This is a genomic window from Rasiella rasia (assembly GCF_011044175.1).
Taxonomy (GTDB): Bacteria; Bacteroidota; Bacteroidia; order Flavobacteriales; family Flavobacteriaceae; genus Marinirhabdus; species Marinirhabdus rasia.
The window spans coordinates 426,350-440,926 of record NZ_CP049057.1 but is presented as its reverse complement, the minus strand read 5'-3'; the positions used below and the strand labels follow the sequence as shown (position 1 = coordinate 440,926).

Annotated in this window: 12 protein-coding genes; 2 read left to right on the top strand and 10 right to left on the bottom strand. The window is 37.2% G+C overall.

All coding sequences use genetic code 11. The annotated features are described in order from the left end of the window. The first annotated feature begins 54 nt into the window (after positions 1 to 54). Positions 55 to 1,512, top strand: coding sequence for an amidohydrolase family protein (locus G5B37_RS01950; RefSeq protein WP_164678375.1), 1,458 nt, complete (start codon positions 55 to 57; stop codon positions 1,510 to 1,512). Here the strand turns inward: G5B37_RS01950 and G5B37_RS01945 are convergent. The 10 genes from G5B37_RS01945 to G5B37_RS01900 form a co-directional block, all read right to left on the bottom strand. After that, positions 1,505 to 1,993: a hypothetical protein gene (locus G5B37_RS01945; protein WP_164678374.1), complete on the bottom strand. Its 489-nt coding sequence runs from the start codon at positions 1,991 to 1,993 to the stop codon at positions 1,505 to 1,507. The two genes, G5B37_RS01950 and G5B37_RS01945, sit on opposite strands and share 8 nt — an antisense overlap. Then, positions 1,983 to 3,113: an N-acetyl-alpha-D-glucosaminyl L-malate synthase BshA gene (gene bshA, locus G5B37_RS01940; RefSeq protein WP_164678373.1), complete on the bottom strand. Its 1,131-nt coding sequence runs from the start codon at positions 3,111 to 3,113 to the stop codon at positions 1,983 to 1,985. The genes G5B37_RS01945 and bshA overlap by 11 nt, the downstream gene beginning before the upstream one ends. After that, positions 3,110 to 6,061, bottom strand: a complete 2,952-nt coding sequence (locus G5B37_RS01935) for a glycoside hydrolase family 3 N-terminal domain-containing protein (protein WP_164678372.1) — start codon at positions 6,059 to 6,061, stop codon at positions 3,110 to 3,112. The genes bshA and G5B37_RS01935 overlap by 4 nt, the downstream gene beginning before the upstream one ends. Positions 6,062 to 6,168: 107 nt before the next feature. Next, positions 6,169 to 6,654 (bottom strand): ABC transporter ATPase, encoded by a 486-nt coding sequence (locus G5B37_RS01930; protein ID WP_164678371.1) that lies wholly within the window; start codon positions 6,652 to 6,654, stop codon positions 6,169 to 6,171. A 9-nt stretch (positions 6,655 to 6,663) separates the two neighbouring features. Continuing rightward, the gene (locus tag G5B37_RS01925) at positions 6,664 to 7,455 is read right to left on the bottom strand and encodes a (Fe-S)-binding protein (RefSeq protein ID WP_164678370.1); all 792 of its coding nucleotides are present in this window, start codon (positions 7,453 to 7,455) and stop codon (positions 6,664 to 6,666) included. A gap of 22 nt (positions 7,456 to 7,477) precedes the next feature. After that, positions 7,478 to 7,912, bottom strand: a complete 435-nt coding sequence (locus G5B37_RS01920) for an LNS2 domain-containing protein (RefSeq protein ID WP_164678369.1) — start codon at positions 7,910 to 7,912, stop codon at positions 7,478 to 7,480. Continuing rightward, positions 7,909 to 8,208, bottom strand: a complete 300-nt coding sequence (locus G5B37_RS01915) for a hypothetical protein (RefSeq protein WP_164678368.1) — start codon at positions 8,206 to 8,208, stop codon at positions 7,909 to 7,911. Before G5B37_RS01915 ends, G5B37_RS01920 begins: the two co-directional genes overlap by 4 nt. A gap of 10 nt (positions 8,209 to 8,218) precedes the next feature. Next, positions 8,219 to 9,568: a (Fe-S)-binding protein gene (locus G5B37_RS01910; RefSeq protein WP_164678367.1), complete on the bottom strand. Its 1,350-nt coding sequence runs from the start codon at positions 9,566 to 9,568 to the stop codon at positions 8,219 to 8,221. A gap of 3 nt (positions 9,569 to 9,571) precedes the next feature. Continuing rightward, positions 9,572 to 10,522 (bottom strand): MlaD family protein, encoded by a 951-nt coding sequence (locus G5B37_RS01905; RefSeq protein ID WP_164678366.1) that lies wholly within the window; start codon positions 10,520 to 10,522, stop codon positions 9,572 to 9,574. A 44-nt stretch (positions 10,523 to 10,566) separates the two neighbouring features. Then, positions 10,567 to 11,688 (bottom strand): N-acetylmuramoyl-L-alanine amidase family protein, encoded by a 1,122-nt coding sequence (locus tag G5B37_RS01900; RefSeq protein ID WP_164678365.1) that lies wholly within the window; start codon positions 11,686 to 11,688, stop codon positions 10,567 to 10,569. Between the two features lie 55 nt (positions 11,689 to 11,743). Here G5B37_RS01900 and G5B37_RS01895 point away from each other — a divergent pair, with 55 nt between their 5' ends. Further along, positions 11,744 to 14,515, top strand: a complete 2,772-nt coding sequence (locus G5B37_RS01895; RefSeq protein WP_263649827.1) for a putative LPS assembly protein LptD — start codon at positions 11,744 to 11,746, stop codon at positions 14,513 to 14,515. Positions 14,516 to 14,577 lie beyond the last annotated feature (62 nt).

Below are 14,577 nucleotides of genomic sequence, written 5' to 3'. Positions count from 1 at the left end.
TTAAATGTAAAATAAAAGTTGCAATTTTATGAATTACAACTAACTGCCCAATATATGAAGACGCACTATGTAGATATTCACTGCCATCCTTCGCTAAAGGGATTCAGTAAAAGTTTTAAATATACGCCACCAAAACAGAATGCTCTAGATGCAAATCGCAAAAATTCTATTTGGCACTACAGTCCCCCTACGGTTTTTGAAAAGTTTCTAAACCGTATGATTACCCTCACTAAGTTTACACAAACAGACATGACCGCCCTCGCTCGAAGTAGAGCCAAAGTGGTAATTGTAAGTCTTTACCCTTTTGAAAAGCACTTTTTAAGTAAGCGAGTTTTGGGGTGGAAAGGCCTAACAGACGTATTAGTCAATTTAGCTGCTAGTATTAGTCAGAGTAGAATAGACTACGTGCTACGTCATCAAGATTACTTCGAGGATTTAGAAAGTGAATATCAGTTTTATGAACAGTTACACAACCAAGTACATAAAATAGACAATGTATTTTATACCTATAGACTTGTTAATAATTTTGCTGAAATAGAACATAATTTCACACAAGAGACACCCACAAAAAAAATCATCAACATTGTATTATCTATAGAAGGTGGCCACTCATTTAACAGCGGCTTAGAAATGAATACCGACACGGCAGATGCTGCTGAAGTACTTGACAATCTAAAAAAAGTTAAAAACTGGAAGCACAAACCCGCGTTTATCACGTTTGCACATCACTTCTATAATGAACTTTGCGGGCATGCCCGAAGTATTAGCATAGGTGCTTTGCGCGACAATCAGAATAGAGGACTTAATTCGGGGATAACAGATTTAGGGATTGAAGTTATTGATAGGTTGTTGAAAAACACCAACGGCCCTTGTATTCCTATTGATATTAAACATATGAGTACCACGTCTAGGAAAGCGTATTACGATTTGCTAGACACCAAATACAAAAATGAAAAGATTCCTGTAATTGCCAGTCATGGCGCAGCAAACGGACATCGTTCTATTGTACAATGGGATGTGTCTGACTACCCAGAACGAGCAGAGTACTTCAATAATATAGATATTAATTTTTATGACGATGAATTGCTACGTATTGCGAAAACCAATGGAATGTTTGGAATTCAATTAGATGAAAGACGTATTGGAAGTAAAAAAGCGATTAGTCAATCTAAAATCTATTTTCCGAATAAACGGAAACAACTGCAGAAGAAATCTCTTCTTGTATGGCGACAAGTAGAACATGTGGCCGAAGTACTTAACAAAGAAGGATTATTTTGTTGGGGAATTCAAACTATTGGAAGTGATTTCGACGGTATTGTGAATCCGATTAAAGGATTATGGACGGCAGAAAACATAAAAGATTTGGGAGAAGAAATGCTACACCATGCAAAAGCATATCTCGATACCAATCGCAATTCGCTACAGGACTTTAATAAAATATCGGCAGAAAGTATCGTTGAGCGTGTGCTTCATGGCAACGCAATGGATTACTTAAAACGAAACTTTAATTAGTGTTTTTAGCCGCAGCAATTACTACTGGTAAGCCTTGTTGTTCAAAAGCTATTAGTACGGCTGGTTGTGACATTACCGTAGTGACTAAACCACTATCATCATTCTTACCAGGTGCCAACTGAACATAGAGCGTATTATTTTTTGCATACACCTTTGCTACCTTCAATCCATCAACACCATGCGATACTTCTCCCGGACAAAAAAAGAAAGCTTCATGAGTATCAAAATTTATGTTAGGCAAGGGTATTCCAGGCTTTCTGGTGCTATTTATGGTTGCATATAACGCTTCTAGTTGTTTCGTAGATGTAATTAGTTGCTGCGTAGGCGATTTAAAATTGCTATGACCATTGCTAAACACTGTGGTAAAGTCTACATTATTTTCAGGTGTCACCGGTGCTTCAGAAACAGATGTTGTATTGCCACAACTCACAAAAAACAAGCTGCATAGTAAATAAAATATAGGTAATGTCTTATGAAACATAAGCAACTGCTTTAGCATATACTTCTTCATACATTGGCACTATATTCTTTGTATCAAATTTTCTAGCCGCTTCTTTAGCATTTCGTTTAAATTTCAGCAATACTTCTTTATCTTTTAAAATAGAAATTGCATTGCTTGCCATATCGTCTACTTCTCCGACATTACTTAGGTATCCACTCACGCCATGAACGTTTACTTCTGGCAAGCCTCCTGTATTACTTGAAATCACAGGAACACCACTCGCCATTGCTTCCAATGCTGCAAGTCCGAAACTCTCTTTTTCAGAAGGCAACAAGAATAAGTCACTGAAACAAAGAATTTTATTGATCTCACTACTATTTCCAAGAAACTTTACACTGTCTTGAATTCCCTTTTGTACACATAACGCTTCGCAAGCCTCTTTTTCTGGGCCATCTCCCACCATAATGAGTTTTGCAGGAATTTGCTGCTGCACTCGATCAAAAATTTCTATTACATCTTGCACTCGTTTTACAGGTCTAAGATTGCTAATATGAGTGATAATAAGTTCGTCCTTCTCTGCCATTAAATCTCGTTGGCAATCGGTGAAATGATTGGTGTATTTTTCAACATCTATAAAATTAGGAACCACGTCGATTTCCGTAGTAATATCGAAAAGCCTATTCGTATCATCTTTTAAACTCTGTGATACAGACGTAACCACATCGCTCTTGTTAATACTAAACGTCACTGCAGGTTTATAAACAGGGTGGTTTCCTACCAGTGTAATATCTGTACCGTGCAAGGTTGTAACCATTGGAATGGATATTCCTTCTGCCAACAACATTTTCTTTGCCATGTATCCAGCATAGGCGTGCGGTATTGCGTAATGTACGTGCAATAGTTCTATATGGTACAACTTTACCATATCAACCAGCTTACTAGACAATGCCAACTCATAAGGCTGGTAATGAAATAAAGGATAGTCTGGCACCACCACTTCATGAAAATGAATATTGTTAGAAAGCAGGTCTAGTCGTACAGGCTGGTTGTAGGTAATAAAGTGTATTTCATGTCCTCTTTCGGCTAGTGCTAAGCCAAGCTCAGTGGCAACTACACCACTTCCTCCAAATGTTGGATAACAAACAATGGCAATTTTCATTCTTGTATGGTTAAATTTGTTGGACCTTCCTCATTGGTAATAGCATCGTAAATGGCTTCTTGTATATTACTTCTAAGGTTGCTTCCTATTAATTTTCTATTATCTGCAGACGGATATGTTCTATTAGAAAGAAAAACATATACAATCTCTTCTTCTGGATCGGCCCAGGTAAACGTTCCTGTAAATCCGCTATGCCCAAAACTGGTCATAGACACGCAACCACAGGTAGGACCAGATTCGCCTAATTGTGGTTTATCAAATCCTACTCCCCTACGTACATTATCTTCACAATAATAGCAGGCGTTAAACATGTCTAAAGTCTCTGGGTTAAAATAGCGCTTACCACCGTAGAAACCTTTCCAAAGGTACAATTGCATTAATTTAGCAATATCGTTAGAGTTACTAAACAATCCGGCGTGCCCTCCTACGCCACCGATCATGGCAGCTCCTTGGTCGTGTACATTACCATGTACTTTTTGCATTCTAAAGTAGCTGTCATCTTCGGTAGGAACGATATCTGCCTTCGTGAATTTTGAAAGCGGATTAAATGTGGTGTAATTAGCGCCCAAAGATTCATAATAATCTCGTTGCACAAGCAATTCTAGTGGAGATCCATAAAACTCCTCTAAAAATTTCTTCAGTAAATAATACGGCAAATCGCTGTATTTGTACCCCTTGCTACTCCGCAAATCACTTTTTCGAATAATTTCATAAATACTGTCTTTGTAATCACGGCGCATATAAAGTCCTTCGGCTACCTTAATATTAAACTCTTCATTAGGATTTTTCTTATAATACTTTTCAGAAGGTCTTTTCGTAACTGTATCTAAGGTATGCGTGTAAAAAGGAATCCAAGCTTTTAATCGTGCTACATGAGAAAGCATTTCTTGAAGGGTTATGTGACCTTTATTAGAATTTTTGTATTCGGGTAACATTTCAGATAGTTTGGTATCCATCGTAATAACTTTTCGATCTACCAATTCCATAATCATTGGTACCGTAGCTAAAATTTTGGTTAGCGAGGCAACATCATAAATATCATCGTACTTCACACTATTTTTCTTTTGTTGGGTGTGATGTCCAAAAGTCTTGTTATAAATAACTTTTCCTTTTCGGGCTACCAATATTTGCGCCCCAGGCATCATGCCTCCCCATAAACCAGTGCGCGCTAACGTATCAATTTTCTTGAGTTTTTCACTACTTACTCCAACACTTTCTGGCGTACCGTATTGCAAACGTTTTAGTGACTTTGTCTCTATGGAGGTATGTACAGCAAATTCTTCTCCAATGCTTACGGGTAGTTGTCCTTTAGCTTCTCTAGCTCCAAAAATAAGTTGCGCCGAAAGTTCCTGCGACACTTCACTATTTTGGTACGAGCAAATAATTCCTTCAAAATTAGTGGTTGTTTTAAGGTCTAATAAGGCATAAGGTCTTGTAAACACATCGAGTATAACTTTGTTGGTTCTAGCTATTTCATAGATCCAAACAAGTTCTTTTTCGGTAAACTCGAAACTTTTCCAAGGATTTTCATTAGAGCGATGAAAACCTATAATTACATAATTATAGTTCTTCAATTTTTTCACGTAATCATCTAATCCTTTTGCTTTAACCCAATCAACATCGGCATACTTTCGTAATTCATTCAAAAATGTTTTGCCAGAATCATCTCCAAAATTTATGTACGCTATTTTCTTTTTTTGAAGATCTTTTATAGGGAGTACATTATCTTGATTTTTAACTACCGTTAGCGCATTTTCCATGGCTTCTTCGTACAAGGCATCATCCCAAGCACTGTTTAAGTCTTCAACCAAGTTTTCTGTAACTATGGGTTTATACTTATTTAAACCTAATTTATACTTTGCATATAATATCTTCTTAACCGAATGCGCCAGGCGCTCCTCTGTTATAATTCCATCTCTAAAAGCTTTTACCATCAGATTGTGTGCCTTCGGAATATTTTCAGAAATAAGCAATACGTCATTACCCGCTAAAAATGCAGCCAAATCTATCTCACCTGGTTCCTTAAAGTTTGATGCACCCTTCATGTTTAATGCATCTGTAAAGATTAGGCCATTAAAGCCTAATTCACCCTTAAGTATATTAGTTACAATATTTTCTGAAATAGAAGATGGATAGCCGTATCGTTCTTCTAATGAAGGCACGTTAAGGTGTGCCACCATTACGCTGCTTAACCCTTCCTGAATAAGTTGCCGATACGGATATAATTCAATGCTATCTAAACGATGTTTTGTAAAGTCTATGGTTGGTAAGGTTTCATGACTATCGGTTGCCGTATCTCCGTGACCTGGGAAATGTTTAGCATTAGCCATAATTCCGGCACTTTGCATTCCTTTCATAAACGCCATGGCTTTTTGAGTAACATTCAATTTATCCTCTCCAAACGAACGATTCCCAATTATAGGATTCTTTGGATTGGTATTGATGTCTACTACGGGGCCAAAGTTAATATGCATCCCCATGCGTTTAACATGCTCACCTACCCGCTTCCCTACTTTCTCCACGATTTTATCGTCTTTTATAGCTCCAAGCGTCATATTCCACGGAAAAGCATAGGTAGAATCTAATCTCATTGCAAGCCCCCACTCTGCGTCCATAGCATAAAACAGGGGAATATCTGAAAGCTCCTGATACTCATTACCCAATTTTGCTTGACGCTGCGGACCACCTTTTGAGAATATAACCCCACCAATATATTGATTCTCAATATAATCTTTGATAACGTCTTTTTTGCTTCTAGAATCGCTAGAAAATTTGACCGCCATAAAAAGCTGACCCACTTTTTCCTGAAGTGACATATTACCATAAATGCTATCTACCCATTTCTGCTGACTTGGTAGATCGTCTTTTACCAATAAGGGGTTTATTTGTTGCGCTTTCGCGGAAATGATCAGAAAGAGAAATAGTGTAGCAGCAAGCAGTTTTTTCATAGGTATAGTATCCTTTTTTAAAGGAAGATTGAGATATTATAAAATAGCATCTTCCAACACCATCTCAATTATTGAATGGCGTTTCATAGCAATTAAAAGTACAAAAACTATGCTAGAAATCTACTGTGCCAGCTATCTTTTGCAGGAACTTCCCAATTCTCTAGATATTCTTCTTTTGTATTCACTAAGTTATTGAAAACCACAGTATTTGGAGACACAGAACGGGCCTTGGCCATCTTTTTAAAATCTACTAAAGATTTATGAGCAATATAATCGCCGTTGTAAAAGGTAACATTCATTTTATCCAGCAAATCTACTTCAAACTGCTTCTCAAGCTGTTGAATAAATCGTACGGAAGCGTCTATACTACATCCAGAGGCCGAAGCGTTACTTTGGTTTAGCCCTATGACAATAAAACGGTTGTATTTTAATTCGAAACCGGCTTCAAGATCTGTACCATGTGCCGTCCACTCTTTCAAAAATGCTTCTGTTTGTTCTGAAGCACGTTGTACTTCATCATCAGATAATTTACGATTGCATTGGTATATCCAAATTCGTGAGGTATTGGGGAGGGTATTAAAATCTACTAACATCGGTCTTTTCTATAAATCTTTAGCATTGGCTATCATTTCGGCTACATCCATCACCGCCACAGCATCTTCTTTCTCTGCATTTTTAACACCATCTGTAAGCATTGTGTTACAAAATGGGCATCCAGCAGCAATAATATCTGGTTTTATTTCTAACGCCTCTTCAGTACGCTCTATGTTTATGTCTTTGTTTCCTGGTTCTGGTTCTTTAAACATCTGCGCTCCTCCAGCTCCACAGCACAGTCCGCGAGATTTACAACGTCTCATTTCAGTTAATTCTACTTCTAATTTTTGAAGTAGCTCACGAGGTGCTTCGTATTCGTTGTTAGCACGTCCTAAATAACAAGGATCATGAAAAGTAATACGCTTACCTTTAAACTTTCCACCTTCAACTTTTAACCTACCTTCATTAAGAAGTGATTTTAAAAATTGTGTATGGTGCATTACTTCGTATGTACCTCCAAGGCCTGGGTACTCATTTTTTAGGGTATTAAAACAGTGCGGACAAGCAGTAACAATTTTCTTTATTTCATAGCCGTTAAGCACTTCTATATTCATCATTGCTTGCATCTGAAAAAGAAATTCGTTTCCAGCACGCTTGGCAGGATCGCCAGTACAGCCTTCTTCAGTTCCTAAAACTGCAAAATCGACTTTCGCATTATGAAGTAATTTTACAAAGGCTTTTGTAATTTTCTTGGCTCGATCGTCGAAACTACCCGCGCAACCTACCCAAAATAAAACTTCGGGTTGTTTGCCTTGGGCCATATATTCTGCCATTGTTGGCACTGTAATTGTCTCGCTCATAATGATGTTAGCTCTTTTTGTATTAATCTTCAAATACTTGAATGGTCACTTCTTTCTCAACCAAATCTGTAAACTTACCTTTATATCTTGTTGCTTTTACCAAGTGATTATCTACCCAATGATAGTTGCCGCCTCTAGGCTTACCCATTAATAAAGAGTGATAATTAAAACCATGTTTTTGCAACCATGTTTCGGTTACTGCTCTATGATCTTCTGTTCTAGAAGTAAAAAAGCAAATTATATGTCCTTCGTCATACCATTTGTTAAGTGTCTTTAAAGCGTCAGGAAATGGCTCACAAGTAGCCATGCGCTCAGGTTGCTCGTTAGGAACATCTTCTGTAATGGTACCATCTATGTCTATAAGGTAATTTTTAACATTGTCTGGCAACATCGGACTCACAGTTTCACCATCTATCTGCGTTTCTCTTAGTAAATTGTCTTGGTTCTCTGTATTCATTCTATTTTTTTAAAATCTTCTTTCTTAACTCGTATGAAATGGGCTAGCTTAGCCTTTCCATTTCTAATTTTTTCTTTGTAACCATATCTGTTATGGTATGTACTCTTCCACGCTTTCTGAGATAGATATTTTAGTTGTTCTTCATTGCAATACTCACAAAACACTTTTACAACACTAATTTTAGTAGGTACATCACCTTCATATGCTATTTCTGTATACACTTTAATTTGTAACGAATCTTTTTTGAATCCTGCTTGTGCCTGTACTTGAAACGTTAGCACTAGTAGAATAACCAAAAAAAATAGCCTACCCCTCATCCTTCCAGTTCAATCTATCCATTTGGTTAAAAGGCCATGGTGCACTATTATTTTCAATATTACTCATTGTTACGTTCAACTCATTTGGCGCTGCAGATTGCTCCATTACCAAATACTGACGCATATCCATAATAATACTCAAAGGATCTATACTTACTGGACAAGCCTCTACGCATGCGTTACAAGTGGTACAGGCCCATAATTCTTCTCGTGTGATATAGTTATCTAACAGTTGTTTGCCGTCTTCTTTAAATTCGCCGTTGGTGTCTATATTTTTGCTTACTTCTTGCAAACGATCTCGCGTATCCATCATGATCTTACGCGGTGAAAGTTTTTTACCTGTCTGGTTTGCCGGACATTCACTCGTACAACGTCCACACTCTGTGCAGGTATACGCGTTTAGTAACTGAATTCTATTTAAATCTAACACATCACTAGCTCCAAACTTGGCGGGAGCTTCTGCGCCTTCGGCAGGTGCTGCATATGGATCTGCTGTTGGATCCATCATTAATTTTACTTCGTTTGTTACTGAATCTAAATTTTTAAATTTTCCTTTAGGTGTAACTTTTCCGTAGAAAACATTCGGAAAGGCTAACATAATATGTAAATGCTTGCTGAAATATAAATAATTCAAGAAAATCAGTATACCAATAATGTGCAACCACCAAGCGCCACGTTCTAACAAAATTAGTGTGCCTTCGGTCATGCCCTGAAATACTGGTGCAAGAAACTGACTCACAGGATAAGAACCTGCAGATATGTAATGACTTGCTGCTTCGCTAGTGTAAGCTCCGGAGGCTACCCCCTGCTGTAAAGTAAGATCTAGGGCGTTCATAGTAATAAACAGCACCATTAAGATCATTTCAAAATACAAAATGTAATTGGCATCATTCTTCGGCCATCCTTTCATTTCGGCAGACCAAAAACGTTTAATTCGTGTAATATTTCGGCGTACCCAAAAAACTATTACACCAATAAATACTAAAAGTGCTAATAGTTCAAAAGAGCCAATTAAGAAATCGTATACTGGTCCTAAAAAGGCCAATACGCGGTGTGTACCAAAGAGGCCATCTATAATAATTTCTATTACTTCAATGTTGATGATAATAAAACCAACATAAACTATAATATGTAGTAATCCGGAAACAGGGCGAACTACCATTTTACTTTGTCCTAGAGCTATTCTTATAACATTACCCCATCGTTCTTTTTTATGGTCGCTTGTATCTACAGCATGTCCTAATTTAATATTACGAATAACCTTTCGGATATTTTTTGTAAAATACCCAATGCCAGCAGCCAAAACTACTAGGAAGATAATATTTGGAATGTATTGCATGGTTTACTTTTCTGGATCTGCAGGTGGATCGTACCCTTTATCACGTTTGCCAAATAAGGAAAAATGGACGTAACGTTTCGGGTTCAATTTCATATCCTGCAGTAATTCCTCTAATTGTCTTGTTGCTCCTTCTAAGTTCTGATAAACCTTATCATCATTAAGTAATTTCCCAACGCTACCATCGGCACTATTTACCTTGTCTACTACTTCCTTAAGCCCAGCCGTTGCATCTTCTAAATTCTGAAGCATCTGTCCAACTTCAATTTTCGCCAATGAATCTGAAAGGGTAGCAAAATTTTTAGTGGTAACATCAAGGTTTGTGAAGGTTCTGTCTAGTTTCTCACCGTTCTTACCTAAAATTCTATCTGCTTTTCCTGTAAGTGCACTAAAGTTATTTGCTGCATTAGAAAGGTTCGCAATGGCACTTTTAAGATCTGTTCTAGTGTCTTCGTCTATAATTTCAATAAAAGAAATAAGCAATGAGTCTACTACACTTAAAGTTCCTTCTAACTTTTGTTCTAAGGGCGCTAAGGTTTTACTGAACTCATCTAACATACCCATTTGTACTTCACCAGAGAGGTAGTCGCCAGATTCGGCAACTCCAGAATCGTCATATATAGGAAAAATCCCTAAAGACTTCCCTCCTATTAATCCGCTACTATATATACGAACAATACTATTTTTCGAAAAGTCAAAATCCTTTTCAACCGTAAATTCTACAACCAATTTACCGCGTTCTTCTCCAAAATCTATGGCTTGTACTTTACCTACTTTTAGTCCGTTAATTGTTACAGGAGCTCCTTTTGCTAGTCCTTCTACATTTCCATATTCCACATAAAATGTTCTGTTTTTTTCTAGCAGGTTTGTGCCTTTAAGGTAGCTGTAACCAAAAATGAAGAGTAATATGGCGCCTATGGCAAGAATTCCTGTCTTTACTTCGCGTGAAAGTTTCAAAAAAATATGGTTTTAGTTACTAAACAAAGTTAGAAAAATAAGTTCTATTTACCCCGACTATTTAACACTTCCGAAAGTTTTTTCTTTTTACCATTTTCAAAGGCAACAATATAACAGGAAGCATATCCTTTCTCTTGGGCAAAGGTTTTCATAAGCTGTATCTTATTATAATCTGCCGTATCGCCGTAATAATATTTATATAGGTCGTCTTCTTTTTTACGGTCTACATCTTTTAACCCTTTAAAATTACTAGGCTTGGTGTCTATTTTTTTACTACTTGCTGCAAGTTGTACTCGAAACGTCACTCCTTCAAAGATGTTTTCTTCAACCGTTTCTATGGCTTCATCTATTTCTTCTTCGGTAATAGTTGGGTTTTTAGCATCTTCTGTAGCTAGTGAGATACTCTTCTTGTATGCTAAAATTCCATTGGCAATTTCCTTCGCCATACCAGCACGACCCTTTTTTGAATTTACATAAGGTCCTTCGTTATTATTAGTTAAGAATCCTAATTCAACCAAAACGCTTGGCATGTAGCTACTATGCAAAACCCAAAAAGGTGCAGAGCGTACACTGCGATCCTTTCGTTTTAGATTATTAACAATGTTACTTTGTATTAAACTTGCAAGCAAAATACTCTGATCTAGGTATTCTTCCTGCATTAAGGTCATTCCAATTAACGATTCAGGAGAATTTGGATCGAAACCAGCATAATTTTCTTCGTAATTATCTTCAAGAAAAATTACCTCGTTTTCCTTTTTTGCAGTCTCCATATTCTTACCCGTTTTATCAACACCCATTACAAACGTTCCAACTCCATATGCTTGTGAATTATGAGAATCACAATGAATTGACACAAAAATATCAGCATCTACTTCATTCGCAATAGGGCCTCTCCTGTATAAATCTATAAATACATCAGTCGTTCTAGTATAAACAACTTTAATGTCTTTGTGCTTCTCTAATATCTTCCCAACTTGTAACGTTACGTCTAAAACAATGTCTTTCTCAAAAAAACCATTACCACGGTTTCCTGAGTCTGTCCCACCATGACCTGCGTCAAGAACAACAATAAATTGTTTTTGGGTATTATTATTGATTGGTATAAAGGCAAAACCAAGGCAGCTAATTACTGCAATAAGAATAAATAGAATTTGTTTCTTTTTCATAATACTTAAACGTATGTTGAAATTTGATATTTTATAAAATAGTAGGCAAAAAAATATGCTTACTTTTGAACTTTCAAAAACTGCACCAAAGTTATTAAATAATAGGTTTTCTGTGTTGCATACACCTAGGCATTATTACATACTTATCTACATTGTACTGTTTATAAACAGTGCTTTTTTGTATGCACAAGATCTCCCTAATAAAAATGACGTAAACATCCCCGTAAATACTGAGGTTGAGGGAGATACCACCACCGTAAACCTCACTCCCGTACTTACCGAACGCGTAACAATTGCTACCGACACAGTTAAAAATGACTCCATAAAGAAGAAACAAGAGTTTCTTACTGGGGTTGTAGATTACTATGGAGAAGACTATGTATTCATGGATCAAGTGAATCAGAAAATTTACATGTATAACAAGGCCTATATTGTTTATGGCGATATGCGCATAGATGCTGGGCTTATTGTTTTAGATTATAACACAAACGAAGTATTTGCAAAAGGTATAGATAGCGCGGGCGCCTACACACAACGCCCTGTTTTCGTACAAGCACAGAACAAAGTAGAACCAGATTCTATTAAATTCAACACAAAAACAGAAAAGGCTATCATCTACAACTCTCGTACAGAACAAAACGGTTTTAATGTATTAGCCGAAGTCACTAAAAAAGAAAATGATTCGGTAATCTACTTAAGAAATGTGCGTTTCACAACTTCTACTAATCTAGAAGATCCAGAATATTATTTTTATACGCGAAAAGCAAAATTTGTTCCGAAGAAAAAAATTGTAACGGGGCTTACCAATATGTACATTGCTAATGTACCCACTCCCCTTGGCTTGCCATTTGCCTATTTCCCTCTAACCGAAGATCGTACTTCCGGATTTATTATCCCTTCTATTGGAGATACCAATGAACGAGGTTTTTTCTTTCAAAATGGAGGATACTACTTTGCAATTAACGATTATGTAGATTTGGCCGTGTTGGGAGATTACTATACCAATGGAAGTTTTGGCTTACGTGGAGAAGCTGGCTATGCATTACGCTATAAATTTCGCGGAAACCTTAATATTCGATATGAAAATTTAATAAATAGCGAACGCGGCTTCGACGATTTTAGTCAGTCTACCATCTATAACATTCGCTGGAATCACAATCAAGATACAAAAGCCAACCCAAGCTCACGTTTTGCAGCTTCGGTTAACTTGGGAAGTAGCCAGTATTTTAGGCAATCTATTAACCAAACTAATAATGCCAGCGGACTTGTAAACACGCTAAGCTCTTCTGTGTCGTATTCTAAAACCTTTGAAACAGAGCCTCAAGTAAACATTTCTACAGCAGCCACTCACACCCAAAACACCAATACCCAAGAGATTAACATGTCATTACCAAACGTGAATGCCAGTGTATCTCGTATATTTCCATTTGCTCCAAAGACTGGCGTGAAAAAGGGAGCCCTACACAATATAAATTTTCAATACGACGTAACAGCAGAAAATAGAATTCAGACAACAGATTCTTTATTCTTTAAACCTGAAATGTTTGAAGGAGCTGAGCTAGGTGCCCAACATAGCATTCCAGTAAGTACTAATTTTAAGTTATTTAAGTATTTAAGTGCCTCGGCAACTACTAGCTTACGCGAAACATGGGTAGGTAATACCACCAATCGCTTCTACGATGAAGCAACAGACGCTGTTGTAATTGACACCTTAAAAGGTTTTGATAGATACTTTACTTATAACTTTTCAACTAGCATAGGAACCACTATCTATGGTCAATTTAACTTAGGAGATGATAAGAAAATTCAGAAACTAAGGCATGTTATGCGACCGTCGGTGAGTTATAACATTAATCCGGCATTCGATCAATATTACGAAGAATTACAAGTACCTACGGCAGATCCAGATGTTGCTGCGGAGGTAGTAGAGTTCTCTCGTTTTGAAAACACGCTATACGGCGCTCCTGGTAAGGTGTATTCTAGTAATGTTGGCCTGAGTTTAAGCAATACACTAGAGGCCAAAGTGCGGGATAAAGACACCACTGCAACGGAAGCGAAAAAAATAGTCCTGCTAAATAATTTAAACTTTACTACCGCCTATAACTTAGCAGGAGACTCCTTACCGTGGAGCCCTTTGCGTTTTACTGGAAGTATCCCTGTAATAGAGAAATTAGATGTTAACTTTAATGGATCACTAGATCCGTATGCATTAGACAACAGCAACAATCGTATTGATGAATTCAACATTAACAACGGCGGAAGCCTTTTTAGGCTTACCAACGCCAATGTGAGTATAAATTATAGTTTTTCCAGTAAAGATCTTGAGAAAAAGCAGGACGGAGATGAAACCAGTCGGTTAGATGACGAAACCTTTGCAAATGGTGGGCGCCCAGACGATTTATTTGGAAATTCTCAAGATATTGGTAAAGGAAACCTCTTTAAAGACGACGATAAAGACAAAAGCAATGTAGATCAGGCTTGGTATAATTTTACAATTCCTTGGGATTTGCGACTCGCCTATACAATAACGTATGGAAACCAACAGCGGCAGAATGAAATTTCCTCTCAATCATTAATGTTTAGTACCAATGTAGAACTAGCACCACGCTGGAAAGTTGGTGCCTCTAGCGGATACGACTTTACCAATAAAGGGGTTACCTTAACTCAATTACGATTTCAAAGAGATCTAGAAAGTTGGCAAATGAGCTTTAACTGGACACCCATTGGAGCTCAGAACACAGCTTGGTACTTCTTTGTAGGAATCAAATCTTCTGTGCTTAGCGATATAAAATACGACAAGCGAAGAGAACCAGATAGAAACCTGTAGGATTATAAACTTTTAGAGATAAAAAAAAGCTCCTTCATGTTTATGAAGGAGCTTCTCTTATG